The 26,978-nt window shown below is 29.1% G+C and carries 26 protein-coding genes; 17 read left to right on the top strand and 9 right to left on the bottom strand.

Annotated elements, in window-relative coordinates; all coding sequences use genetic code 11:
* The first annotated feature begins 84 nt into the window (after window positions 1–84).
* Window positions 85–2,520 carry a hypothetical protein gene (locus tag L8W55_RS06095; RefSeq protein ID WP_263677835.1) on the top strand — a complete coding sequence of 812 codons (2,436 nt, stop codon included), beginning with the start codon at window positions 85–87 and terminating at the stop codon, window positions 2,518–2,520.
* Here L8W55_RS06095 and L8W55_RS06090 read toward each other — a convergent pair whose 3' ends face one another.
* Window positions 2,521–3,744, bottom strand: coding sequence for a sensor histidine kinase (locus tag L8W55_RS06090; protein ID WP_263677834.1), 1,224 nt, complete (start codon window positions 3,742–3,744; stop codon window positions 2,521–2,523).
* A 56-nt stretch (window positions 3,745–3,800) separates the two neighbouring features.
* Window positions 3,801–4,460 (bottom strand): response regulator transcription factor, encoded by a 660-nt coding sequence (locus L8W55_RS06085; RefSeq protein ID WP_263677833.1) that lies wholly within the window; start codon window positions 4,458–4,460, stop codon window positions 3,801–3,803.
* An 87-nt stretch (window positions 4,461–4,547) separates the two neighbouring features.
* Here L8W55_RS06085 and L8W55_RS06080 point away from each other — a divergent pair, with 87 nt between their 5' ends.
* The 15 genes from L8W55_RS06080 to msrA all read left to right on the top strand — a co-directional run bounded on the left by L8W55_RS06080 (window position 4,548) and on the right by msrA (window position 19,087).
* Window positions 4,548–5,531, top strand: a complete 984-nt coding sequence (locus L8W55_RS06080) for a substrate-binding domain-containing protein (protein ID WP_263677831.1) — start codon at window positions 4,548–4,550, stop codon at window positions 5,529–5,531.
* A 14-nt stretch (window positions 5,532–5,545) separates the two neighbouring features.
* On the top strand, window positions 5,546–6,460 hold the full coding sequence (gene pstC / locus L8W55_RS06075) for a phosphate ABC transporter permease subunit PstC (RefSeq protein WP_263677830.1): 915 nt from the start codon (window positions 5,546–5,548) through the stop codon (window positions 6,458–6,460).
* On the top strand, window positions 6,457–7,545 hold the full coding sequence (gene pstA / locus L8W55_RS06070; protein ID WP_263677829.1) for a phosphate ABC transporter permease PstA: 1,089 nt from the start codon (window positions 6,457–6,459) through the stop codon (window positions 7,543–7,545). Before pstC ends, pstA begins: the two co-directional genes overlap by 4 nt.
* A complete protein-coding gene (pstB, locus tag L8W55_RS06065; RefSeq protein ID WP_214100477.1) occupies window positions 7,542–8,282 on the top strand; it encodes a phosphate ABC transporter ATP-binding protein PstB in 741 nt (246 codons plus the stop codon). The genes pstA and pstB overlap by 4 nt, the downstream gene beginning before the upstream one ends.
* A 166-nt stretch (window positions 8,283–8,448) precedes the next feature.
* Entirely contained in the window at window positions 8,449–9,765 is a 1,317-nt protein-coding gene (locus L8W55_RS06060; RefSeq protein ID WP_263677827.1) for an MATE family efflux transporter, read from the top strand.
* On the top strand, window positions 9,741–10,406 hold the full coding sequence (locus tag L8W55_RS06055; RefSeq protein WP_263677826.1) for a M48 family metallopeptidase: 666 nt from the start codon (window positions 9,741–9,743) through the stop codon (window positions 10,404–10,406). Before L8W55_RS06060 ends, L8W55_RS06055 begins: the two co-directional genes overlap by 25 nt.
* Before the next feature lie 73 nt (window positions 10,407–10,479).
* Entirely contained in the window at window positions 10,480–11,301 is an 822-nt protein-coding gene (pepE, locus tag L8W55_RS06050) for a dipeptidase PepE (RefSeq protein ID WP_263677825.1), read from the top strand.
* A 101-nt stretch (window positions 11,302–11,402) separates the two neighbouring features.
* Window positions 11,403–12,917 (top strand): hypothetical protein, encoded by a 1,515-nt coding sequence (locus L8W55_RS06045; protein WP_263677823.1) that lies wholly within the window; start codon window positions 11,403–11,405, stop codon window positions 12,915–12,917.
* The gene (gene hypF / locus L8W55_RS06040; protein WP_263677821.1) at window positions 12,898–15,096 is read left to right on the top strand and encodes a carbamoyltransferase HypF; all 2,199 of its coding nucleotides are present in this window, start codon (window positions 12,898–12,900) and stop codon (window positions 15,094–15,096) included. Before L8W55_RS06045 ends, hypF begins: the two co-directional genes overlap by 20 nt.
* A 63-nt stretch (window positions 15,097–15,159) precedes the next feature.
* Window positions 15,160–15,894: a hydrogenase nickel incorporation protein HypB gene (gene hypB, locus L8W55_RS06035; protein ID WP_263677820.1), complete on the top strand. Its 735-nt coding sequence runs from the start codon at window positions 15,160–15,162 to the stop codon at window positions 15,892–15,894.
* Window positions 15,894–16,175, top strand: coding sequence for a HypC/HybG/HupF family hydrogenase formation chaperone (locus tag L8W55_RS06030; protein WP_039618343.1), 282 nt, complete (start codon window positions 15,894–15,896; stop codon window positions 16,173–16,175). Before hypB ends, L8W55_RS06030 begins: the two co-directional genes overlap by 1 nt.
* Window positions 16,162–17,253, top strand: a complete 1,092-nt coding sequence (gene hypD / locus L8W55_RS06025) for a hydrogenase formation protein HypD (RefSeq protein WP_263677818.1) — start codon at window positions 16,162–16,164, stop codon at window positions 17,251–17,253. The genes L8W55_RS06030 and hypD overlap by 14 nt, the downstream gene beginning before the upstream one ends.
* A 1-nt stretch (window position 17,254) precedes the next feature.
* A complete protein-coding gene (gene hypE / locus L8W55_RS06020) occupies window positions 17,255–18,226 on the top strand; it encodes a hydrogenase expression/formation protein HypE (protein ID WP_263677816.1) in 972 nt (323 codons plus the stop codon).
* Entirely contained in the window at window positions 18,226–18,591 is a 366-nt protein-coding gene (locus tag L8W55_RS06015) for a hydrogenase maturation nickel metallochaperone HypA (RefSeq protein WP_263677814.1), read from the top strand. Before hypE ends, L8W55_RS06015 begins: the two co-directional genes overlap by 1 nt.
* Entirely contained in the window at window positions 18,581–19,087 is a 507-nt protein-coding gene (msrA, locus tag L8W55_RS06010; RefSeq protein ID WP_263677813.1) for a peptide-methionine (S)-S-oxide reductase MsrA, read from the top strand. Before L8W55_RS06015 ends, msrA begins: the two co-directional genes overlap by 11 nt.
* Here the strand turns inward: msrA and L8W55_RS06005 are convergent.
* The 7 genes from L8W55_RS06005 to L8W55_RS05975 are packed head-to-tail and all read right to left on the bottom strand — an operon-like array spanning window position 19,084 to window position 25,944.
* Window positions 19,084–19,284: a DUF2892 domain-containing protein gene (locus L8W55_RS06005; protein WP_039668411.1), complete on the bottom strand. Its 201-nt coding sequence runs from the start codon at window positions 19,282–19,284 to the stop codon at window positions 19,084–19,086. The two genes, msrA and L8W55_RS06005, sit on opposite strands and share 4 nt — an antisense overlap.
* Window positions 19,285–19,341: 57 nt before the next feature.
* Window positions 19,342–19,947 carry a Crp/Fnr family transcriptional regulator gene (locus tag L8W55_RS06000; RefSeq protein ID WP_263677812.1) on the bottom strand — a complete coding sequence of 202 codons (606 nt, stop codon included), beginning with the start codon at window positions 19,945–19,947 and terminating at the stop codon, window positions 19,342–19,344.
* Window positions 19,948–19,986: 39 nt separating this feature from the next.
* The gene (gene tpx, locus L8W55_RS05995) at window positions 19,987–20,511 is read right to left on the bottom strand and encodes a thiol peroxidase (protein ID WP_263677811.1); all 525 of its coding nucleotides are present in this window, start codon (window positions 20,509–20,511) and stop codon (window positions 19,987–19,989) included.
* A gap of 60 nt (window positions 20,512–20,571) precedes the next feature.
* A complete protein-coding gene (locus L8W55_RS05990) occupies window positions 20,572–22,593 on the bottom strand; it encodes an ATP-dependent helicase (RefSeq protein ID WP_263677810.1) in 2,022 nt (673 codons plus the stop codon).
* 7 nt (window positions 22,594–22,600) lie between these two features.
* Window positions 22,601–23,842: an ArsS family sensor histidine kinase gene (locus tag L8W55_RS05985; protein WP_263677806.1), complete on the bottom strand. Its 1,242-nt coding sequence runs from the start codon at window positions 23,840–23,842 to the stop codon at window positions 22,601–22,603.
* Window positions 23,839–24,513, bottom strand: coding sequence for a response regulator transcription factor (locus L8W55_RS05980; protein ID WP_039618324.1), 675 nt, complete (start codon window positions 24,511–24,513; stop codon window positions 23,839–23,841). Before L8W55_RS05980 ends, L8W55_RS05985 begins: the two co-directional genes overlap by 4 nt.
* Window positions 24,514–24,525: 12 nt before the next feature.
* Complete coding sequence (locus tag L8W55_RS05975) at window positions 24,526–25,944, bottom strand: DegQ family serine endoprotease (RefSeq protein WP_263677804.1); 1,419 nt, start codon at window positions 25,942–25,944, stop codon at window positions 24,526–24,528.
* 149 nt (window positions 25,945–26,093) lie between these two features.
* Here L8W55_RS05975 and L8W55_RS05970 point away from each other — a divergent pair, with 149 nt between their 5' ends.
* Window positions 26,094–26,966, top strand: a complete 873-nt coding sequence (locus L8W55_RS05970; RefSeq protein WP_263677802.1) for a J domain-containing protein — start codon at window positions 26,094–26,096, stop codon at window positions 26,964–26,966.
* The last annotated feature ends 12 nt before the right edge of the window (window positions 26,967–26,978 follow it).

Raw genomic sequence — 26,978 nt, 5'->3', positions numbered from 1 at the left:
ATTAAAATCATTAGTTCAAAAATAATTGAAAAATAATTTTATTTTGTTTAAAATTGTAAGTTTATTTATTATCAAAGGTTAAAAATGCAAGAATGGTTAAAGCTAAATGAAGAAATTTTAAAAAACAAAGTGCGTGAAGCGTATTTTTCAAAATTTTCTATAGTTGGTTCTAGTATTGATTTTATTGTCACACAAAAGCATAAAGACTTAGGCGAGATTAATTTATTTTGGGCTGAAGCTAAGCAAGGCATAAGTGATATTAAAAAATCATTTGTTCAACTCATTATGACTATAAAAAATGGAAGTTTTCATACCATGCAAACACCTGCTTTAATAGGCGCATTTGATGCTGAAAAAATCGCATTTTTACCTTATTATAAAATTCAAGAAATTTTTTATCAAAATGATAGGGTTTGGGGTGTAGCAGCTAGCAAACACACAAGCGAGCAGTTTTTAAAACTTTTAAAAGAATTAGATGAAATTTTAAACGAAGCTTTGATTTTTTACTATGAGAAAAATGATGAAGAATTAAAAAATTTCATAAAAGAAAATTTAACAAACAAAAACATAAGCAAATTTAAAATCGACAAAAACAACTTTGTAAGCATATATCACAAATGGAGTAAAAGTGTAAAAGAAAGCATAAGTATAGATTGGGATTTAGCAAAGAAAAACGGCATTATCGATGCAGACTTTTACCTAGCTGATTTACTCTCAAATGAAAATCAAACTATAGTAGAAAAGCTTTTTGCTATTTTAAATAAAGATCATTATGAATTTAATGCCAAAAAGACAGATCTAGGCTCTATCGCTACAGAAAAAACGGGCTTTAAAGACAATCAAAAAGCACATAAAGATTTTTGGGCTATTTATGAGCGTCCACCTTTGGAGGAATTTTGGGATTATATGATAGAGCGTAGGGATTTGCTTGTAGATCAAGACATTAGAGAAAGAAAGGGAGCGTTTTTTACTCCAAGAATTTGGGTGGATAAAGCATGCGAGTATTTATCAAAAACTTTAGGCAAAGACTATGAAGAGAAATACTATATATGGGATTGTGCTGGTGGGACTGGAAATTTACTAGCAAATTTCACAAATGCAAAAAATATTTTTTGCTCTACCATAGATAAAGCAGATGTTGATGTAATACATGAGCGTATAAGAAATGGTGCAAATTTATTTGAAAATCATGTTTTTCAATTTGACTTTTTAAATGATGAATTTTTTGATAAAGTAGATGATAAAGGCAATGTCATTTATAAATCAAAACTACCTTCAAATTTACAAGAAATTTTAAAAGATGAAAACAAACGCAAAAAACTTATCATTTTTATAAACCCGCCTTATGCAGAAGCAGGAAATTCAAAAACTGCTACAAAAACAGGTATTCACAAGGCAAAAGTAGCAAGAGAAAATAGAATTTGTGAAAAATACAAAAATATCTTAGGTAAAGCTAATAACGAACTTTTTACACAATTTTATATAAGAATATATTGTGAGATCGATGGAGCTATGCTAGCTACTTTTTCTACTTTAAAATATGTAAATAGTTCTAATTTTGATGATTTTAGAGAAACTTTTAAGGCTAAATTTTTAAAAGGCTTCATAGCACCTTCTTATACTTTTGATAATGTAAAAGGAAAATTTCCTATAGGGTTTTTGATATGGGATATGAGTCAAAAAGATGAGCTTAAAAAGGTAAGGCTTGATGTTTTTAATGAAAATGGAAATTTTTTAGGTAAGAAAAATTTTTATAACGATAAAAAAGAAAGTATAAATAAATGGCTTAGAAAATTTAATATTAAAGATAATGGAATAGGTGTATTGATGACCGATGCACCTGATTTTCAACAAAATAACCATGTTGCAATTTTAAATCAGAAAGGGACGGCGCATTTAATTTTTCAAAATATAAATCAAAAAAACCTTATTGATACCGCAGTTTATTTTTCAGTACGCCATGCTATAAAAGCTACTTGGCTAAATAATAGAGATCAGTTTTTATACCCAAACAAAGCATATCAAAACGACAAAGAATTTCAAAGTGATTGTTTGGCTTTTATGCTTTTTCATGGACAAAATAAAATTAGCGCAAAAGAAGGTGTAAATCACTTCATACCTTTTAGCGAGAAAGAATTAGGCATTACTCAAGAAGCATTTAAGAGTGATTTTATGTATAAATTTATAAATGGCAAGATAAAAAATGAAGATGTTTTATTTGATGATGAATTAGATAAGGTGGAATTTTCTAATGAAGCAAAAGAACTTTTAAAAGCAGGCAAAGAACTTTTTAAGCATTATCACACACATAAAGAAAAGGCGGGGTATTTAGTAAATGCTTCTTTGTATGATATAAAAGAATTTTTTCAAGGTAGAGACGAAAAAGGTAAGATGAACATACCTAGTAAAGCAAAAGATGAGCATTATAAAATTTTGCTTAATGATTTGAATTTAGCTTTAGATGTTTTAGCTAAAAAAATCGAACCAAAAATTTATGAATATGGTTTTTTAAGAGAGTGATTAGCTAATACTAAAAGAAAATATGCTACCTTTTTGTGGGTTAGATTGAATTTTTAAAGAACTTTTGTGTAAAGTGAGTATTTTTTTAACTAAAAACAATCCTAGTCCAAAAGAGTTGTTGTGTGTCGAGTTTGCTTTGTAGAATTTTTTTGTTATAAATTTAAGATGTTTTTCTTCTATGCCTATACCTTGATCTATGATAGTAAAATTTTGATTTTCTACAATGATTAGTACCTCTTTTTTGCTGTATTTTAGGGCATTATCTATTAGATTAATGATAACTTGTTCTATGAGAAATTTATCCGCTTTGATAAAGCTTGTTTGGCCTTGAATTTTCAACCTATCATCTCTAAAACTTTCTAATAAATTTTTACTTAAAGCATATAGGTCGAATTTTTCTAAATTTAAAGAATCAAAATTAAGATTAAAAACAAAATTGAGTTTGTGTGTTAGTTGGTTGATTTTTAGGCTTTGTTTGTGAATTTTTTCAAGTAAAAATAATTTCATATTTTTACCATTAGTTTCTTTTAAAGATTGCAAGCTCAAATCTATAACGCTTATAGGGTTTTTAAGCTCATGTGATATAGCACTGATTACATTGCTTAGTTGGGTGTTTTTGGTTTGAATTTTTTTAGCTTGTTTTTTGTTTTTTAATTCTTGCTTGATGAGTAATTTTTTAATTTTCAATAAGCGTAAATTTAAATTTTTTAATTCATAAACGAAATTATATTTTAAAATGAAATTAGTATTTGATTTGATACTTTTAACAAACAATAATAATTCTTGAAAATAATTTTTGAAAAAATAAAACACAATAAAATAAAACACAACAAGTACAAGTAAAAAGAAAGAAAAAATAATAATATTTTTAATCCAAAAATTTTGCACCAAAGAGTGTATTTTAGGATATACAATGATGATGTATTGATAGTTTTTATAAGCATAAGCTTTAAAATAAATTTCTTTTTGTTTGTAAAAATCATGGGTAAAATTAGACTCAAAGTGATTTAAAAAATAAGAATAATCTTTTAATGATGAAAAAATATCATCATTTTGTTTAATGATAAAATCTGCTCTAGTATTTTGAGCAAATTGCTTGATGTTATTGGAATTTAGTGTATCTAATAACTGAAATTGTAAAACATCATTGAGTGTTTTTAGTTTTTGCTCATAAGTGTTTTTTACCGTAGTATTGATATAGCTTTCATTGAAAAAATAAAACAATATAAAAAAAGCAATACAAAAAAATCCAAGTGTAAAAAGGAAAAATGTTTTTATTTTTAGCACAATTTATAGCCCACCGAACGCACTGAAATGATATTTTCCTTAATTTGTGGAATTTTTTGTTTTAATCTTAAAATAGCTGTATTGATTGTCTTATCGCTTGTTGTGTCATTTTTCCATACTTGCTCACTTAAAAATTGACGGCTTAGAAGTTGATTTTTGTGATTAAAAAAACACTTGAGTAGTTCTACATCTAGGGTTGATAAATTTTCAAATGTATTTGTTTTATAGGTTAGTTTTCTTTCTTCTATATATAAGGTAAAATCTTGATAAGAAATTTGTTCTTTTGGAGTTTTATTTCTTTTAGTTACGGCTTTGATTCTAAATAAAAGCTCATTAAAATCAAAAGGTTTACATATATAATCATCACAGCCTTGCTCAAAACCTTCTAAAATATCTTTTTGTAAAGTCTTTGCACTAAGAAAAATCACAGGCTCCATATAACCTTTTTTTCTTAATTGTTTTATCATCTCTACACTATCGCCACTTGGTAAATTTCTATCCATGATGATTAAGTCTATTTCATTTGTATCTAGAAAATTTTCTAAGTCAAAAAAATCAAAATAACTATAAATTTTTATATTTTCTTGACTAAGTCCTAGTGTGATTAATTCGTTTAAGTCTTTATCATCTTCTATCAAAATAATATTTAACATATAAAAATTATATCAAAAAATATATGTATCCAAAATGTTTCCAAGTTTTTTTAAATTTTCATTACTTTTTTTAACTAAGGAGAAAAAATGAAAAAACTTTTAGCTTTAAGTGTAGCTGCTTTTGTTAGTTTAAACGCAGCAGAATTAAAAATAGCAGGTTCATCTACTGTCTATCCTTTTACTTCTTTTGTTGCTGAAGAATATGCTGTTATAAAAAATACAAAAACACCTATAGTTGAAAGTCTTGGTACAGGTGGTGGTTTTAAAGTGTTTTGCGAGGGAATTACTGATATTTCTAATGCTTCAAGAGCAATCAAGCCAAGTGAATTTGAAACTTGTAAAAAATCAGGTGTGAGTGATATAGTCGGGATTATGATAGGTTATGATGGCATAGTTTTGGCTCAAAATAAAATCAATGCCCCGTTAAATATAAGCTTACATGAGTTATTTTTAGCTTTGGCTAAAGAAATTCCGCAAGATGGAAAATTAATCCCAAATCCTTACACAAATTGGCAACAAATCAATAAAAATTTACCAAATAGAAAAATTACAATCTATGGTCCTCCATCAAGTTCAGGAACAAGAGATAGTATAGAAGAGCTTGTAATGGTAGATATTTCTAAAAAAATTCCAGAATATAAAGGTGTATATAAAACTATACGTCAAGATGGAGTATTTATACCAAGTGGCGAAAATGATAATTTAATTGTTTCAAAACTTTCTGTTGATAAGGAAGCTTTTGGGCTTTTTGGATACGGATTTTTAGCTAGCAATGATGATAAGATTAATGCTGCTTACATTGATGGTGTAAAAGCTGATGAGAAAAATATATCCGAAGGAAAATATAAACTAGCTCGTTCTTTGTTTATATATATGAATGCTAAGAAAAATCCAGAAGTATTTGAATTTGCAAAAATTTACATGAGTGATGATTTAGCTAAGAGTGGGGCAGAATTAGAAAAAATAGGATTAGTTCCTTTGGATGAAAAAACTTTAAAACAAACCCAAAAACATATAGAAGAAAAAGGTTTATTAACTGATGAGCTTGTTAAAGCAGGGAAAGTTTTTTGATTTAGGATGAAAAATTGATAAAAGAAAAAATAATAAAATTAACGCTTTTTCTTTGTGCTTTTGTTAGCGTAGTGGTAAGCTTTGCTATTATGCTAACTATTTTAATTGAAGCATTAAAATTTTTTCAAAAAGAAAGTGTATTTACTTTTTTATTCTCAAGTCAGTGGGCAGCAGATGCTGCATTTGTAGGTGCTGATGGAAGTAGCAAGCATGGGGTTTTTGGTGCTTTGAGTTTATTTTGGGGAACTTTTTATATTTCATTAATAGCAATGCTAACAGCCTTACCCTTAGGTGTAATGTGTGCTATTTATCTTGGAGTATTTGCGGGTAAAAAATCTAAAAACTATTTAAAACCTATTTTAGAAATCATAGCAGGAATTCCTACTGTAGTTTTTGGATTTTTCGCAGCCATAGTTGTAGCTCCTTTTATAGTGTGGTTTTTTTCTCTTTTTGGTATCAAAGCTAGTTTTCAAAGCGCCCTAGGTGCAGGTTTTATCATGGGTATCATGATAGTTCCTATAGTAGCTTCACTCTCACAAGATTGCATTGAAGCTGTAAGTTCAAAAAGGATAAATGGAGCTTATGCTTTAGGTATGACTAAAAAAGAAGTCGTATTTGCAGTAATTTTACCAGAAGCAATGCCAGGTATAGTTGCAGCTTGTCTTTTAGGACTTTCAAGAGCTTTAGGTGAAACGATGATTGTTGTTATGGCTGCTTCATTGCGTCCAAATTTAACAATGAATTTTTTAGAAGATATGACAACAGTGACTGTAAAAATAGTAGAAGTATTAAGTGGTGATCAAGCTTTTGATAGCTCTTTGGCTTTAAGTGCATTTTCTTTAGGGCTTGTGCTTTTTATTATTACATTAATCATTAATATTTTTAGCGTTTATTTGATTAATCGCTTCCATAAAAGGAAAAATTTATGAATAAACTTTTTAAACAAAGAAAAAAAGCTTCAAAAAATTTCAAAAGATTCTGTAAAATGGGGCTTTATATAAACCTTATTTTTCTTTGTATTTTTTTATCAAGCGTAGGATATCTTGGGATAGGAGCTTTTAAGCAAACTTACATTTATGCCCAGGCTGATAGAAATAGCCCTTCATATGAGCTTTTATCGCGTGCTGAGCAAAGGAAAATAAGAACAGGTCAAATCAAAGAAAAATCTTGGCTTTTAGCAAATTCTGAAGTTGATCAATATATGAAAAAAAACTACAATAAACTAAGCGATGAGCAAAAAACTTTAGTTGATGAATTAGTTCAAAAGCAAGAAATCAAACTAAGTTTTAACACAAATTTTTTCCTTAATGGAGACTCTAAATCACCTGAAAATTCAGGAATCTTTGCTTCTGTGATTGGAACTTTGCTTGTAATGTTAGTATGTATGGCTGTGAGTATCCCAATAGGAGTTGGAGCAGCTATTTATTTAGAAGAATTTGCTCCGCAAAATGTATTTACGCATTTTATAGAAGTGTGTATAAATAATTTAGCTAGTATTCCTAGTATTTTATTTGGACTTTTAGGACTTGGGGTATTTATTAATCTTTTTGGGATGCCTCGTTCTAGTGCTTTAGTTGGAGGATTAACTTTGGCTATTATGAGTTTGCCTATTATCATTGTTTCAACTAAAGCTGCCTTAAAAAGTGTGGATATTAATATGAAAAATGCAGCATATGCTTTAGGCATGACTAAAATTCAAATGATAAAAGGCATTATGCTACCTTTGGCAATGCCTATGATTTTAACAGGTTCTATTTTAACTCTAGCAGGGGCTATTGGCGAAACCGCACCTTTGATGATTATAGGTATGATAGCTTTTATACCTGATGTGGCAAATAGTGTTTTTGCGCCAACAAGTGTTTTACCTGCTCAAATTTTTTCATGGTCAGCTATGCCAGAGCGTGCATTTTTAGAAAGAACAGCAGCAGGGATTATAGTGCTTTTATCTCTTTTGGTGATTTTAAATTTAGCAGCAATACTTTTAAGAAGATATTTTCAAGGAAAATTAAAATGATAGCAAAAACAACAAATCTAAATTTATTTTATGGTAAAAAACAAGCTTTATTTGATATTAATATGGAAATTCAAAAAAATAAAATCACAGCTTTAATAGGTGCTTCAGGATGTGGAAAATCCACATTTTTGCGTTGTTTTAATAGGATGAATGACAAAATAGCAAAAATCGATGGTCTTGTTGAGATTGATGGAAAAGATGTTAAAAATCAAGATTTAGTTGTGCTTAGAAAAAAAGTTGGAATGGTATTTCAACAACCTAATGTTTTTGTAAAAAGCATTTACGATAATATTTCTTATGCTCCAAAACTCCATGGGATGATCAAAAACAAAGATGAAGAAGATGCTTTGGTGGAAGATTGTCTTAAAAAAGTAGGGCTTTTTGAGGAGGTAAAGGATAAACTAAAACAAAATGCTCTAGCACTTTCAGGTGGTCAGCAACAACGCCTTTGTATTGCAAGAGCTTTGGCTATAAAGCCAAAATTATTACTTTTAGATGAACCAACTTCTGCACTTGATCCTATATCTTCAAGCGTTATAGAAGAGCTTATTAAAGAATTAAGTCATAATCTTTCCATGATCATGGTAACACATAACATGCAACAAGCTAAGCGCGTGGCTGATTATACTGCGTTTTTTCATTTAGGAGAACTTGTAGAATTTGGAGAGAGTAAGGAATTTTTTGAAAATCCTAAAGAAGAAAAAACAAAAGCTTATTTAAATGGGGCTTTTGGGTAATTTTTATTTATTTAGAAATTTTGATGATATAATTAATCAAAATTTCTAAAATACATTTGTTTATTCTTAAAATCAGCAAAATTAAAAATATATTTATCTTTAAAAAAGTAATTTTTAAGTAAAATTACTTTTTACTTTCAAAAGATTATTATCAAAAAGAGTATTCATGGCAAGCAAACAACTTTCACTTAAACATCTTAGTATGCCTATATTGCTGGAAATGTTTTTAAGATATTTTTCTTTGATTATCAACACCGTGATGGTTTCGCAGTATTCTAACTTTTTAGTTGGAGCCATGGGTGCGGGTAATCAAGTAGCAGATTTATTTATCATTATTTTTAGTTTTTTAAGTGTGGGTTGTAGTGTAGTGATCGCTCAAGCTTTAGGGGCTAAAGATTACACTCTAGCAAGAAAGGCAATTCATCAAAGTCTATTTTTAAATGCTTTACTTGGTTTTGTGTGTGGAAGTTTGATTTTATGGCATGGAGAGTTTTTACTCTATCTTTTGCAAATTCCAAATGAGCTTTTAAAAGATAGTGCGATTTACTTGCATATGCTTGGAATTTGTTTGTTTTTTGATGCTATGGGTATAGTTTTGGCTGCTATTATTAGGGTGTATAATATGGCTTATTGGGTTATGTTTACTACCTTATTGATGAATGTTGTGATATTTATAGGAAATTTTTATGTATTACATTTTACCAAACTAGAGCTTTTTGGAGTAGGGCTTAGTAATATACTTGGGCGTCTGGTTGCCTTTAGCATGCTTGTAGCAATACTTAGCTTTAAACTCAAAATTCATCTTAAAATTAAAGAGATGATAAGCCTTGAAAAAGCTGTGCTTAAAAAGATTTTTAACATCGGTGGTTTTGCAGCAGGAGAGCATTTGATATGGTTTATACAATACACCATAGCCTTTGCTTTTGTGGCAAGTTTAGGTAAAGAAAATTTAAGCGTTCAAACGATTTATTTTCAAATTTCTTTGCTTATCATGCTAGTAGGGCAAGCTATAAGCGTGGCAAATGAAATTATCATAGGTAAATTAGTCGGCGCAAAATACTTAAATGTGGCCTATAAACATACTTGGATAGCTTTGTATTTTAGTGTAGTAGCAAGTGCTTTTGTAGCTTTACTTAATTATGTTTTGCAAGATTTTACCATGAGTGTGGTAAAGCTTGAAGAAAGTTTAAAAGAGCTTATGATACCACTTTTTACTCTTTCAATCTTCTTAGAAATCTCAAGAACTTTTAATATAGTCATGGTAAATTCACTAAGAGCAAGTGGTGATGCGAGATTTCCGTTTATAAGTGGAGTGGTGTTTATGCTTGGGGTTTCTTTACCGGTTGGTTATGTGCTTTGTTTTTATGCTGGACTTGGAATTTTAGGAGTTTGGATAGGTTTTTGTGCAGATGAGTTTTTACGCGGTATAGTCAATTCATATAGATGGAAAAGTAAAAAATGGCAAGGCAAAGCACTAGTATAAAAGGAATTTTAGAATTTAAAGAATTTCGTTTTGCTTTTGAAAAGAAAAAACTTAAATATCTAAGACTTAGGATAGATAGGGATTTAAATTTCAAGCTTAGCATACCGCTATATTATGAACAAAGAGATGTTTTAAGGTTTTTAGAAAAAAATGAAAGCTGGATTAGAGCCAAAGAAAAAGAACTTTCTTTAAAAAGAGTAGTTTTAGCAAGTGATGAGTTGTATTTTTTAGGTAAAAAATACAAGTTAGTTTTTAATGAAAATCATAAAAAAGTTCTCATAAAAAAAGATAAAATTTTTGCAAAAAATCAAAAATCCTTAGATCTTTTCTTAAGGCGTAGTGCTAGAGTGATTTTTGAGTATTTTATAAAAAAATGGCAATTTGTTCACAAGAGAAAAGTGCAAAGAATTTGTATTAAAGAAATGATCTCAAGATGGGGTTCTTGCAATCATCAAAAAGCATATATAAACTTAAATTTAAAACTCATGCAAAAACCTATAAAAGCTATAGAATATGTGATTTTACATGAACTTACACATTTAATCTACCCACATCATCAAAAAGAATTTTATGATTTTTTATATAAATTTATGCCTGATTACAAGGCAAGAGAAGTTTTTCTAAAAAGTCTTATTTTTTAACAAGAATTTATTTTAATTTAAAAAAATATTTATTAAAATAAATATTTTTTAAATATCTTTTAAAGGAAAAACAATGAAAAGAAGAAATTTGTTAAAAGTAGGTGCTCTTGGTTTAGCTGCTATGCTTTTTAGCGGGGTGACTTTAAATGCTAATGATGTGGTTAATTTCCCAAAAGATAAGCAAAAAGCTTTATTGCTTTCAAGTTCAGGCTATAAAGACACTGGGTATTTAAACCATGCTTTACCTTGGCTTAAAGAATTTGTCGAAAAAAACAACTTAAAAGGTAAAAAAGTAGCATTCATACCTTATGCGGGTGTTAGAAAAACTTATGAGCAATATGAAGCACAAGTTGCTAAAGCTTTAGAAAGCTTAGGACTTCAAATAATTAGCGTACATAGAGGAAATGCTGCTGATATTGTTAAAAGTGCTGATGCGATTTTTGTAGGGGGTGGAAATACTTTTGAACTTGTAAATCAACTTTATAATAATAACCTAGTAGAGCTCATCGCAAAAAGAGTAAGTGAGGGCGTGCCTTATGTTGGTTGGTCAGCAGGTTCAAACGTAGCAGGTGCAACTATGATGACAACTAATGATATGCCTATAGTTGAACCAAAATCATTCAATACTTTCAATATCTTCCCTCACCAAATTAACCCGCATTTTATCTCAGGTAAACCAGTAGGACATAATGGTGAAAGTCGTGAAGAAAGACTTGAAGAGTTTTTGATTGTTAATCCTAAAGTTGTTGTTTATGCTTTACCTGAAGGTGTTGCATTGTCACTTGATGGTAAAAAAGCAAAAGTTTTAGGTATAGATAAAAATGCTCCACTTTTAAAACTTGAAAACAAAAAAGAAATTCAAAAAATCGCTATCGGTTCTGAATTTAACTACTAAAATAACAAGCTATCTATATTTTAGATAGCTTGTTTAAGCTTTCCTTAGAATTAAAATTGTTATATTTATGCTTTTAAAAATTTAATTTTAAGGTTTTAAACTTGCTTTTAGAAATTACTTTTGATTATAAATCTAAAAACGATATCTTTGAGTATTTGTTAGCTTATTATGCTAAAGATTATGTGTATAATTATGAGCAAAAAGATGAAAAAATCATCATTAAAATTAAAGGCGAAAAAGATGAAATTCAAGCCTTTTGTTCTAATTTAGAAAATATCAGCCACAGTGTTTTTTTAAACAAATTCGACTTAAAAGTTATAGAAGAAGATTTTACACCTATAAAAAAAGAAAAAAACTTCACTAAAAGAAGTTTTTTAACAAGACTTAATGCAAATGCTTATACTAATGGTGAGCTTTTAGAAAATGAATGGGGTGTTTTTGTAGAAGAAGAGTTTAAGATAGAAGAAGATTTTATAAAAATCACTAAAGAAAATTTCTGCGATAATTTAAAAAAAGCCTTAGAAAAATTAAAAAACAAAGAAAAAATATATTTTAAAAACTCAAAAGGAATATATGCTTTTGAAATTTTTAATGAAGCATTAGATGATTTTTTAATGCCAAGTGATCCAAAACATATCAATGCATTTTTTTCCTGCAATAACGAGCAATTTAAAATCTTAGCAGGGGTTGAAAAACCTCTAATGAAACTTAAATTTAATGCTATTTTTAGACAAAATCATCAATTAAATCATGAGTATTTTAAAATAAAAATATACGATAATCTTTTCTTGTTTGCCTTATGTTTTGAGCTTGAAAAAGAAGGAATTAAGTTTTTAAATTTTAAAAAGCTAGAACATTTTGAAGATGATTTTGAAGTGGCTTTAATCGAAAATGAACTAGTAGTTTGCAGGGGTTATGATTATATTTTACCTGAGTTTAAAAATTTGATTTTTCAAAAAGAAGATAAAAATTTTGCAAGAATTTCTTGTATATTGTCTGATTTTAAAGACAAAAAGCCTTTGCTTTTAGAACTTAGTAAAAAATATGATGATATTATTTTACTCGATAAAGAAATCAATCTTTTAAAACTTTGCTTGCCAAAAAGCTTTGATGAGTTTTATGAAACTATAAGTCAAGATGATGTTGCTAAGAGATTATTAGCTAATTATGAAAAAGAATTTATCCTAGTGCGAAAAGAACTAAATATGGCTAATAATTTTTTTAATCTTTTTGGCATGGTAGGGATGATTTTAGAGCTTGGTGAAGACGAGAAAAAAGCAGCATTAGCGCTTTTAGCTTTAGCAGATGAGAGTAAAATGGCAAAAGGTGTTAGGATAGATTTTAAGCTTAATGAGCAAAAAGAATTTGATTATACTAAGACCTTAAGAAGTGTGATGAGTTTTAAGCTTGCTGGAGTAGAAAATCAAATCATAGCCTTAGGTGTTGTTGAGAGTTTGGCATATTTTTTAAGAGATTTATTTGATGATTTAAAGGCTAAAGAGCAAGTTGATTGTGCCGTGCTTAGTGGGAGCTTGTTTGAACATAAAAGCCTTAGTAAAAATGTATTTAAACACATACCATTTTTTAAGTTAAGCGATGTCCCACTTTGGATATGAAATTCATATTAAAGGGTTAGTGCAAGGCGTTGGCTTTCGTCCTTTTGTTTTTAATATAGCTAAAGAGCTTAATTTAAAAGGTGAAATTTATAATAATAGCTTAGGAGTTGTTATAATCCTTGAGTGTGGTAATGATGAATTAGAAATTTTCAAAGAAAAACTTTTTGCTAATTTACCACCTTTAGCTAGGATAGATGATTTTAATTTTTCTTATAAAAAACTTCAAAAAACTTATAATGAATTTAGTATAAGTACTTCACAAGATAGTGAAAAATTTAGCCCTATTTTAAGTGATTTTGCTCTTTGTGAGGATTGCTATAATGAATTTTATGATGAGAAAAATCCGCGTTTTAAATATCCTTTCATCACTTGCACAAATTGTGGGCCAAGATTTTCTATTATAAAAAAACTCCCATATGATAGAGTTAATACTACAATGGATGAGTTTAAAATGTGTTCTTTTTGTCAAAGCGAGTATGAAGATCCTACTAATCGTCGCTTTCATGCTCAACCACTCTCATGCTCAAAATGTAAAATTACTATCTTTTTAAAAGATAAAAATCAAAATATTTTAGCCAAAGATGAAAAAGCTTTTATCTTGCTTGCAAAGCTTTTAGAAGAAGGTAAAATCATAGCTTTTAAAGGTATGGGTGGGTTTCATTTAATTTGTGATAGTACAAATGAAAATGCTATAAATGAACTTAGAATACACAAAAATCGCCCTAAAAAGCCTTTTGCTATCATGGTAAAAGATCTTAAAATGGCTCAAGAATTAGCTTTTATTAATGAAGCTGAAGCAAAACTTTTAACTTCAAATTTAAAACCCATAGTTATTTTAAATAGCAAAAATATCCATAAAAGCTTAGCACCAGATACTAATAAAATAGGCATTATGTTAGCTTATATGGGAACGCATTTAATGCTTTTTGAACATTTTAAAAAACCTATCATTGCAACAAGTGCTAATTTAAGCTCACAAAGCATTATTTATGAAGAAACAAAACTTTTAGAGCAACTTAGTGATGTGTTTGATTTTTATCTTGATTATGATAGAGCAATACACAATTCAAGTGATGATAGCATTGCTCAAGTTATTGGTAAAGAAACAATGTTTTTAAGGACTTCAAGGGGGCTTAACCCACTTTATATTAACACAGCAGATATTTTTAATGTAAAAGAAAATATTCTCGCTCTAGGAAGTGAGTTAAAAAATGAATTTGCATGTTTTTTTAAAAATCAAATTTTTATTTCTCCTTATATAGGTGATATGAAAAGTTTAGACATACAAGAGAGATTTTTTAAAATTTTAACTTTCTTTCAAAACTCTTATAGGTTAAATTTTGATCATATTTTAAGCGATAAACACCCACAATTTAACTATGTAAAAGAATTTAGAGATTATAAAAATTTTCGCGTGCAACATCACTATGCGCATTTGTGCGCTTGTTTATTTGAACACAAAATTTACAAAAATGATGTTTTAGCCTTTATTTTTGATGGAACAGGTTATGGAGATGATGGAAAAATTTGGGGTGGGGAGATTTTTAGAGCGAATTTAAAAAGCTATGAAAGGCTAAATCATTTTAAAAATTTCAAGCTAATTAATGCAGATATTAAAAATATCGCAAATTTAGCTTTAGCTTTGATTTTTGATTTTAATTTAGAAAGTAAAGCTAGCGAGTTTTTAGCTAAATTTTCTCAAGTAAAATTAAATAATCTTAAAAAAATTCATACTCAAAGCTCTTTATATACAAGTTCTCTTGGTAGGATTATTGATGCTTTTGGCGCTTTTGCTTTTGATATACAAAAGCTTGATTATGAAGCACAAATTGGACTTTTGATGGAAAAATATTATGATAAAAATCTTGATTATAGTTACAAATTTGACATCAAAGAAAAAGAAATTTGCTTTAAAAATGCTTTTTTGCAAGCTTTAGAAGATAAAGATAAAGTTAAAATTAGCACAGGTTTGCTTAATGGCATTGCAAATTTAATTATAGAATATTCAAAAGATTTTAAAGAAGAAGTGCTTTTGTGTGGCGGGGTATTTCAAAATAAAACCTTACTTGAAATTTTAGATCGAAAAAAATTCACTTATAAAACTTCTTTGAAATTTCCTTGTAATGATAGCTCTATTGCGCTTGGACAACTTGTATATTATCTATCTTTAAAAACTTAATAAAACTCATATTTTTTTAATACTTTTTTATATACAATAAAATAAAAATATAAAGGAAAGATTATGTGTAAAGATTGTGGCTGTTCTATTAATAGACATGAACATCATCATGATCACCATCATGAAAATCCAGCTTTAAAAGATGAAAAAACTATTAATGTTATTAGTAAAATTTTATCAAAAAATGATCATCAAGCAGCTCATAATAGAGAGCATTTCAATGAGTATAATACTCTTTGTATTAATCTAATGAGTTCTCCAGGAAGCGGTAAAACAACACTTTTAGAAGAAACTATAAAAACTTTAAAAGATGATTTAAAAATAGCCGTGGTTGAAGGAGATTTAGAAACTAATAATGATGCAAACCGCATTATCAAAGCAGGAGGCTTAGCTCATCAAATCACCACAGGACAAACTTGTCATTTAGATGCTTTTATGGTGCATGAAGCTTTACATCATTTTAAACTTAGCGAACTTGATATAGTTTTTGTTGAAAATGTGGGAAATTTAGTATGTCCTGCAAGTTATGATTTAGGCGAGCATTTAAATGTGGTTTTACTTTCAGTAACAGAAGGTAGCGATAAGGTAGAAAAATATCCAGTGATGTTTAGAAAGGCTGATTTATTAGTCATTACTAAAGCCGATTTAGCTCAGCATTTTGACTTTGATTTCAAAGCGGCTTCTATGGCTGCTAAAAGGCTAAATCCTAAAATAGATATTATGATTTTAGATAGCAAAACAAAAACAGGATTTGATCTTTGGATAAATTATCTAAAAATGAAAAAGGAGCTTAACTAATGTGTCTTTCTATACCTTCTAAAATTTTAGAAATTGATGAGCTAAATTCAGCTATAGTAGAAACTTTAGGGGTTAAAAGAAGAGTGAGTTTGGATTTAATAAGTGAACCTTTAAAAGTAGGTGATTATGTGCTTATACATGTGGGTTTTGCTATGGAAAAAATTGACACTCAAGCTGCGCAAGAGAGTTTAAAAATTTATACAGATATAGCAGAGAAAATGCAAAATGGACAAATCGATGAAAATGAAGGCGATATGGGGCTAAAAAATGGATTTAATTAATGATTTTAGAGATAAAGAAAGAATTTTAGCCCTAAAAGAACTTATTGCTTCTAAAATTACTAAGCCTATTAATATCATGGAAATTTGTGGTGGACATACGCATAGTATTATGAAATTTGGTTTGCCTGATTTATTACCCAAAGAAATTAATTTTGTTCACGGCCCAGGTTGTCCTGTATGTGTTATGCCAAGAGAGCGTATTGATGTAGCTTTAAAGCTTGCAAGTATGCCAAATACTATCTTTTGTGTATTAGGCGATATGCTTAAAGTGCCAGGAAGCTATGAAAGCTTAATTGATCTTAGAGCTAAAGGAGCTGATGTTAGAGCGCTTTATACACCTTTGGATGTGATAGATATAGCTTTAAAAAACCCTGAGAAAAATATAATCTTTTTTACCATAGGTTTTGAGACAACTACACCTATGAGTGGGGTGATTATAGAAAAAAGCATGGCTTTAAATTTAAAAAATTTATTTTTTCATATCAATCATGTTTTGGTTCCACCCGCAGTAGAAGCTATCATGCAAGATGAAAATGTAAAAATTGATGCCTTTTTAGGACCTTCTCATGTAAGCGTTATCACAGGATCAAACATTTATGAACCTATTGCTAAAAAATACCAAACACCTATAGCAGTAAGTGGATTTGAACCGGTTGATATAATGCTTAGTGTGTTAAATATAGTAGAGCAAATGAATGCAAATACTTTTGAAGTTTATAATGAATATCACAGAGTAGTTAGCAAAGAGGGAAATTTAAAAGCTAAGATTTTAGTAGAAAAATACTTTAAACCTTGTGATTTTGAATTTAGAGGTCTTGGAGTGATTGTAAATGGTGGGCTTTGTTTAAAAGATGAATTTGTACACTTAGATGCTAGCAAAGTGTTTGATTGTAAAGTGCAAAGTAAAGATGAAAGCAAAGCTTGTATTTGTGGTCAAATTTTAAGAGGTTTAGCTAAGCCTTATGATTGTAAGGTGTTTGCAAAAGCTTGTACTCCAAAAAATCCTATAGGTAGCTGTATGGTTTCTAGTGAAGGAGCTTGTGCGGCTTATTATAAATACTATCAAGATAAGGCATAAAATGAAACAAATTACTCTAGCCCACGGTGGTGGTGGCGAAGAAATGAATGCTTTAATAAGTGAAATTTTTTCTATTTTTGAAAATGATGTTTTAAAAGAGGCAAATGATGCTGCTATTTTAGATGATTTGGCTTTTAGCACCGATTCTTTTGTGCTAAATCCTATCTTTTTAAAAGATATAAATATAGGAAAATTAGCAGTTTGTGGTAGCGTAAATGATGTATTAATGGTGGGAGCAAAACCGCTATATTTGTCGCTAGCTTTGATTTTAGAAGAGGGTTTTGAGATAGAAAAGTTAAAAATTATACTAAAATCTATAAAAGAAGAATGCGATAAAGTTGGAGTAAAACTAGTTTGTGGGGATACTAAAGTTGTTCCTAAAAATAAAGGCGATGAAATATATATTAACACTTCATGTATAGGTAAAAATATACAAAAAATCAATACCAAAGACTTAAAAAGTGGTTGTAGCATATTAGTTTCAAGGGATATTGGAGCTCATGGTTGTGCGGTTTTGGTTGAAAGAAATAATTTAGAGGCAAATATCCAAAGTGATTGCAAAAGCTTAAAAGACGAAGTTTTAGCACTTTTAAATGCAGATATTTCTATAAAAGCAATGCGTGATGCTACGCGTGGTGGGCTTAGTGCGGTTTTAAATGAATGGGCTAAATTAAGTAATTTAGAGCTTTTAATATATGAAGAAAAAATCCCAGTTTGCGATGAAGTTTTAGGGGTTTGTGAGCTTTTTGGGTATGAGCCTTATGAGCTTGCAAATGAAGGAACTTTTATTATTTGTGTAGATAAAAAAGATGAGCAAAAAGCATTAGAAATTTTAAAACAATTTAATGCTAATGCAGCCATTATAGGTGAAATCACAGCTAATGAAAAAACAAGAGTGGTTTTAGAAAATGCTTATGGAGCAAAACGTATTTTAGAAGCTCCAAAAGGCGAACTTTTGCCAAGAATTTGCTAATGCATGAGTTAAGTATTACAGAATCTTTGCTAGAGCTTTGCGAAGAATACGCTCAAGGAAAAATTATTGAAGAAGTGCATGTTAAAATAGGGCGCTTAAGTGGGGTTGAGCCTCCACTTTTGCAAAGAAGCTTTGAAACTTTTAAAGAAAATAGTCCTTTGTGTAAGAATGCTAAATTTATTATGCATATTCAAGAAGTAGTAGTTGAGTGTCAAAAATGCTATTTTAGTGGAGTGCTTGAAAATAATATCTTTTGGTGCCCAAAATGCGAAGATAAAGATTTAAAAATCATAGATGGAGAAGAACTTTATCTTATGCAACTTGTTTTAAAAGAAAACGAGGATTTAGAAAATAATGACAAATAAAGAAATCATCTTAGGTGCGGGTTGTTTTTGGTGTACTCAAGCTGTGTTTAATGAAATTAAAGGCGTAGTTTATACAGAAGTAGGTTATAGTGGCGGTAAGCCAAATCCAAGTTACGAAAGCGTGATAAGTGGCGATGAAAATATAGAAGTAGCTAAGATAATTTATGATGAAAAACAAATTTCATTAGAAAAAATCTTAGAAATTTTTCTCAAAATGCATGATCCAACAAGCTTAGATAAACAAGGTGCTGATGAGGGGATACAATATAGATCAGTTATTTTTTATCAAACTAATGAGGAGTTGAAAATCATTAGTGATTTTTTACAAAAAGTACAAAAATATTATGCTAAGGCTATAGTTACACAAGTTTTAAAATTAGAAAAATTTTATAAGGCTGAGGATTATCATCAAAAATATTTTAAAAATAATCCCAACCAAGCTTATTGCAGATTTGTCATTACACCAAAGCTAGAAAAACTAGTAAATCATTCCTAATTTTTCTTTTTAGAAATAGGGCAAACCCCAAGTGGACAAGCTTGTTTTCCACTAAGCACTCTTATAGGACAAACAGCAAAAATACCTGTTAATAAAGGAATTAAACCCAATAATCCCCACCAAGTTGAAAAATAAACTCCTAAAGAAAACACCACTATGGCTAAAGCTATTCTTAGCACTCTTTCTAATTTACTCATAATTTCTCCTTTTTGTTGATATTATAAATAAATTTTAAAAGTATTTCTGTGATAAAGTTACAAAGAAATTAGTATTATTTTAGATCTTTCAAGTTTGATTTTACCTTCTTTTTCTAATTCTTTTAAAATTCTTGAAACGGCCTCTCTGGCGCTTCCTAAGTGATTAGCTAAAGCTTCATGGGTAATTTTTAAAGTATTGTTACTAGCATTTTCTTTTAAAAAATCACAAATTCTAGAAGATAAAGGCATAAATAAAGCTTGTTCTAAAACTTTGATTAAGGTATTAAAACGCTTAGTGATTAAACTTAAAACATAATTATTAATTTTTGGGTATTTTTCTTTTAAAATTTGAAAAATTGATGAGGGGATGATGGCTATACTTGTATTTTGAGTACTTTGTATAAAAACATCATAAGATATACCATCCATATTGCACTCAGAGCAAATAATACATTCATCATTTTCTTTAAGGTGAAAAAGTGTTATTTCTTTTGCGTTTGGAGTTAGAATAAAAGCTCTAAGCTCGCCTTTTAAAATTTTTATAAATCCTAAACATTTATCATTGACCTTAAAGTCTTTTTCAATGCTTATTATTTGTAAGTGCTCTTGTATAAGTTTGAGATCTTGCTTTTCTATTTCAAAACGAGAAAGAAAATTTTCCATGTTTTTAAGTTTTAAAAGCCTATAAAAGGCTTTTAAATTTTAGTGGCAACCACAACCACCACATCCACAACTTTGACTAAAGAAGCTTTCTAGAGCTTGCATATTTGGAAGTTCTGTTACTTCATTTACTAATTCTTTATAAACAACCACGCCATCTTTAACTACAAACACCGCTCTAGCTAAAATTCCCTCAAGTGGACCATCAGCCATTAAAACACCATATTTTTCACCAAATTCTTTAGAAACAAAATCACTTGCAACAGTTAAATTATCTATACCTTCAGTTGAGCAAAAACGACCCATAGCAAATGGTAAGTCCATGCTAACTACGATTACTTCTACACCGCTTGCTGCTGCTTTTTTATTAAATTCTCTAGCTTCAGTTGCACATACTGGAGTATCAAGGCTTGGTACGCTGATAATAATTTGAGTTTTGCCTTTTGGAGCAATTTCAATACCTGAAAGATCTTTAGCTTTTAAGGTGATATTTGGAGCCATATCGCCAACTTGGATGTTGTTTCCTTTTAAATTTACTTTATTTCCTTTGAATAATACACTATTCATTTTTTCTCCTTGAATGATTTTTATTAATCATAGTATAAAAAGATTAATAAAGTCTTATTTTTATTCTTCTTTGCACATACCTGCTTCGATTAGGAAACACGAAGGCTGATAATTGCTTTTTTTAATCTTATCATATTTTGCATAGCTTAAGTATAAAGTATCCTTAGCTCTAGTTACTGCTACATAAAAAAGCCTTCTTTCTTCTTCTAAACTTCCACCCATGCTCATGAGTTTTTGATTAGGAAATCTTCCTTGTGCAAGATCAATTACAAATACAAGCTCAAACTCAAGACCTTTGCTAGCATGTATACTTAAAAGATTAACCCCACTACCACTACTCATTTCACTAGCACCAAGAGTAAGAAAATTATAATATTTATAATTATCACTATAATTTTTAGCAAGTTCTTTTAATACAAACATTTTCGCATTGATTTTTTCTAAAATTTCATTTTTTTTATTTAAATCAACATTAGAGTTTTTATTAGTTGCTCTTTTAGTTGCTAAAATATCACAAATTTCTTTAAAATAATCATTTTCTAAGATCAAATTTACAAGCTGGGTTGAAACCTTACACTCGCTTGCTTTTTTAATAAAAAGATAAATTTTTTCAAGATTTTTCGCACAAAGCTCGTTAATTTTAGGAAGGCTTAAAATAGGGTGGGTATTAAATTCACTTTCTAAGTTAAACCTTGAAGGCGAGGCTAACTCCTCAATATCATCAAAAAGTCCTAGTTGGCAACTTTGTTTTTTGTATTTTTTTAAACTCACACTACTATCAGGATTTAAAAAACCTTTAATCAAACTAGAATGTCCTAATTTTAATAAAGCATCAAAAATATCTTTTGCTAAAACCCCACCAACCCCTTTGGTATATTCAAGTAAGTGTATAAAAGCCATGATATCTTTTGGATTAAGCACGATTGCAAGCATAGAGCAAAAGTTTTTAACTTCCAAGCTTTCAAAAAAGCTTCCCCCACCTTTTCTTTTGCTTGCTATACCAAGTTCTCTTAAGGCAACTTCTACTCCATCTGCACTAGAATTGTTTCTAAAAATAACAGCGATTTCATCAAGATTAACCCCGCTTTGTAAGATTATTTTTGCTATAGTAGAGTATTGATCAAATAATTCATTAAAAGTTAGCAAACTTGGCGCTTTAAAATCTCCTTCTCTAGTTACAATTAATTCTTTAGGATATAATCTTTCATTGTTTAAAATAACTTTATTAGCCAGCGCAAGTATATTTTTACTAGAACGATAGTTTTTATTTAAAGTAAAAATATTTGCATCGACAAATCTATCTTTAAAACTTCCTATAATAGAAATATCAGCTCCATTAAAAGCATAGATACTTTGATCATAATCACCCACACAAAATAAACTTTTGCTTTTAAAAGCATCAATTAATGAACCTTGTAAAGTATTAGTATCTTGGTACTCATCTACTAAAATCTCATCAAATTCAAAATGATGTGAAACTAAAACATGTTTTAATTTGATCAATAAATCATTAAAATCCACATAATTAAAACGTGCTTTTTCTTCTTCGTATTCTTTTAAAATATCTTCATAAATTTCAGCATAAACAGCTTGTTCATCATAATTTTGACAAAACCAATTATAAAATTCATCTAAATTTGCATTAGTATTTTGAAATAAAGAATACACATCATACAAATAACTTGGCATATAAGGTTTAGTATCACTTAGATGATGAAAAGTGCGTTTTTCAAAAATGGAACGTAAAAGAATTTTAAGCTCACTTGCAGGTTTTAAAATAATATCATGATTTAATTCTTTGAGCAGAGAATAAGCGGTACTATGAAAGGTTCCTGCTGTGATTTTTGAAGTAATGCTTTTATCAAAATACCTACTAAGTCTTTCTATCATTTCTTTACTAGCTTTGTTTGTAAAGGTTAAAAGCATAATTTTTTCAGGCTTTATACCATTTTGAAGTAAAAAAGCTATTCTTGCAACTATGGTTGAAGTTTTACCTGTGCCTGCGCTTGCTATGATTAGATTGTGTCCAAAAGGAGCACTAGCAGCTTTGTATTGTTCTTCATTTAAACGCGATAAGGGCATGAGCTTCCTAGTTTAAAATTATATTTTGCATATCATTAAAATAAAAATGATTGATACCATCTTTATATTCATAATAAAGCGTGAGTTTATGAGAATCTAAAATAGTCTTAACAATGTATAATCCAAGTCCAAAACTATCTTTATTTTTCTTGCCTTGCGTAAAGGCTTGAGTGTAGTATTTCAAGTCTTTATCTAAGGCTTTTCCTTTGTTTTTAAAGCAAAGATAATCTTTAGTTATTTCTATAGTAACGCAATTTTCATCAGAATATTTTGTCGCATTATCTATCATATTTTTCATCGCAGTAGTAAAAAGTTTAAAATCCACATTGACACTAAAACTTTCTTTTATACTAATTTTTACTTTTTCATCATCGCTCATAGCTATATCTTTAGCTTCATCTAAAAGATCTAAGATATTGTATTTTTTTAAATTAATTAAACCAGCACCTGAAGTAATTTGTTCAATGGCTGCAAATTCATTAATCAAAATCTCTAAACGATTAAAAGCGCCTACTAATCTTTCTTTATATTTGCTATCTTCAAGCATTTCTAAAGTAATTAAACCTTTAGTGATAGGAGTTTTTAACTCATGCATAATATTTCTTAAGAAAAATTGCCTTGAAGTGTTTAGTTTTTGAATTCTCAAAATAGACTCATAAAAGGCTGTTGCTACTTGAGAAATTTCATCATTGCCTTTACTGACATTTTGAATTTCATTGAGTTTATTTTCGCCAAATTTATCTATTTGTCTTTTTAAAGCTCTAAGTGGTTTTAATTTTCTAATGATAAAAATATATAAAATCAATAAAACCATTACCACTATACTAGCAATAAGCTTAATCACAAAATAACGATAACCTTGATATTCTAAATCTTTATACAAATAAAGCTTACCATCAAAAATAATTTTTAAATACACATTATCTTCTAAAGTAATGATTTCAACCACACCTGTGCTAGTTTGAGCGCGTGCTATGGTTTCAGCTTTGTAGATGATTTTTCTTATAGAAGATGGGGTTGTTAGTTCTATCATTTTGTAATTTTTTGTTTGCTCATAAAATTCTTTTTCGCTAATTACATGATTAAAATACAATAATCTTGCATTAGCTATAAAAGAATATTTCGCATTAAGCTCATTAGTGTAATTTTGCTGATCATATTTTATAAGCCATAAAAATGCCAAAATCACACTAACACTAGCAAGTAAAAAAACAAAGGTTATAGTATAAAAAATTGATGATTTATTCATTGAGTTAATTTATACCCTATGCCTCTGATTGAATGAATGTATTTTGGAGTTTTAGGATCATCTCCGATTTTTTGTCTGATTCTGCTAATGATTACATCTATGCTTTTATTGCTAGAATCTTCACTAATAGAGCTACAATTATACACAAGTTCTTCACGGCTTACCACTCCACCTTCTTTTTTAATTAAATAACTCAAAATATCAAATTCAGCATTAGTAAAGCTAATTTCTTGATCTTTCATAGTGATAGTATGTTTGTATTTATCATATACAAGATCTTTTTTAACTTGAGTTTGAGCGGTTTTGGTGTTTGAAATTCTTCTTAAATGACTTTTAATCCTTGCTTGAAGCTCTTGAGGATTATATGGTTTTGGTAAATAATCATCTGCACCCAAATCAAGTGCTGCAACCTTATCGCTAATATCATGTCTTGCACTTGAAATGATAATAGGTGTATCATATTTTTTACGAATTTCTTCACACACTTCAAGCCCATCAAGTCCAGGTAAGCTTAAATCCAAAATGATTAAATCATAAGGATTTAAAGCAAGTCTTGAAAGACCTATATAAGGCTCATGAGCAATATCTACTTTCATATCAAATTGCTCTAAATATTCAGCTATAATCTCAGCTAATTCTAAATCATCTTCTATCATTAAAATATTTGTCATTTTTTTCCTTTCTTAAAAAAGTAAAGCTCTAACCATACCGCCTCTATTAATCCAAATTTTAACATATTCTTTGCCTTTATTTAATTCTAAAGCCTTAGATAGTTCTTTAAAATTTGAAACTTCATATTGATCAATACCTATAATAATATCACCTTGCTCAAAGCCTATTTTTTCTGCTTTTGATTTTGGAGTAACTTCAGTGATTAAAATACCACTAATATTTTCAGGTATGCGGTATTGCTGTTTATTTTTAGAATCAAGCTCTACTAATTTTAAACCATCAATATAACCTTTTTCATATTGTAGCGATTTTTCATCTGTTTTTAGCATAAATTTAGCTGTTTTGATTTTATTATCTCTTTCATAAGTTACTTCTATAGCTTGTTTTGGATCAATACTTCCTATATAATTTTTTAAATCCATAGGACTTTTAATCACAGTTTTATCTACTTTTATGATCAAATCGCCTCTTTTTAATCCTGCATTATAAGCTGCTGAATCTTTTTGAACTTCTGTTATTAAAGCACCTTCTTGATTAGTATAAGCTTTTTTGATATCTTGAGTTAAAGCTCCTATAACCACACCTAAATATCCTCTTTCAATTTTTCCATGCTCGATAAGTTTTTGCGCAATAGATTTTGCCATATTAGAAGGGATTGCAAAGCCTATGCCATTATTTCCACCACTTCTTGAAAGTATGGCTGAATTTATCCCAACTAAAGCTCCTCTGCTATCTACTAAAGCTCCGCCTGAATTTCCAGGATTAATAGAAGCATCAGTTTGGATGAAATTTTCATATTGATTTAGACCTATATTGTTTTTATTTAAGGCCGAAATAATCCCACTTGTAACACTACTTCCAACACCAAAAGGATTACCTAGAGCAAATACAACATCGCCTTCTAATAATTTATCTGAATCCGCAAAAACCGCAGCAGGTAAGTTTTTTGCTTCTATTTTTATCACTGCTAAATCTGTTTTAGGATCAGCGCCAATTAATTTAGCTTTATATTCAGTGCTTGAATCAGGCAAATTTACAGTGATTTTTTCAGCACCTTCTATAACATGATTGTTTGTTATAATATAGCCATCACTTGAGATAATTACACCAGATCCAAGTGAACTTACTACTTCTTTTTTATTCTTTTTACTTTTTGGAGCTTGTGGAAAATCAAAACCAAAAAATTGTTTAAAATAAGGATCATTGAAAAAATCATCAATCCCAAAGGAATTACTTTGAACGGTTTTAGAAGTTGAGATATTGACAACTGAATTTTTAACTTTTTGTATAGAATCATGATAAGAAAGTATAGTATTTTGATTATCAGTTGGTAAAGATCTTTTTACATTATCATCTGCTTGTTTAAAATCAATACTAGCACTAAAAAGAGTAGTTGCTAATGCCAAAGAAAGAACCATAGTTTTTTTCATGTATTATCCTTTGTAAAATCAATTTATGCAAGTATAAAATTTTATTTTTACACAATTGTAAATAAAACCTTTAGTTTTAAAACTTATAAAAGTTGATTGACTAAGACTAAAGTTTATGATATAATCTTATAAAAAATAAGGGATAATAAATGAGTAATAGTTTATATGAAACACTAGGTGTTTCACAAAATGCTAGCGCAGATGAGATAAAAAAAGCTTATAGAAAATTAGCAAGACAATATCACCCAGATATCAATAAAGAAGCAGGTGCTGAAGAAAAATTTAAAGAAATCAACGCCGCTTATGAGATTTTAAGTGATGAGAAAAAAAGAGCTCAATATGATAGATATGGTGATTCTATATTTGGTGGGCAAAGTTTTCATGATTTTTCAAGAAATGCAGGCGGGGCTGATATTAATGATATTTTGAATAATATTTTTGGCGGTGGCTTTGGAGGTTTTGGTAGAGGTTTTAGTTCTAGCAATAATTTTAGAAGTGGTTTTGGAGGTTTTGGGGGCTTTGAAGAGGATTTAGACTTACAAGCAAGTGTTAAAATTCCTTTTGAAAAAGGAATTTTAGGTGGTGAACATACTATAAATATCAATAACGAACAAGTTAAAATCAAAATTCCACATGGTATAAAAGATGGCGAAAAGCTACGCATACGAGGTAAGGGAAAAAGCTTTCAAGGGCAAAAAGGAGATTTGATTTTAAAGGTAGAGCTTGAAAAAAGTGATGAATACGAAAGAGAAGATGATGATTTATACAAAAAGGTTGAAATTAGCTTAAAAACAGCACTTTTTGGAGATAAAATCAGCGTACATACTCCAAGAAAAGAAGTTAAAATCACCATACCGCCAAATTCTAAAAACAATCAAAAAATTAGACTTAAAGGCTATGGGGTACAAAATAGAAAAACAGATCTTTATGGGGATATGTATTTAATTTTAAATGTAAAAATACCTGATATTAATAGCCTTGATCCTGAATTTGTAAAAATTTTAGAAGAAAAATTACCTTAAAAGGAGTATGCA

Source organism: Campylobacter sp. FU_520, assembly GCF_025772385.1.
GTDB classification, from domain to species: Bacteria; Campylobacterota; Campylobacteria; order Campylobacterales; family Campylobacteraceae; genus Campylobacter_D; species Campylobacter_D lari_C.
Note: the sequence above shows the minus strand (reverse complement) of the source record. Positions and strands in the feature narration are given on the sequence as shown.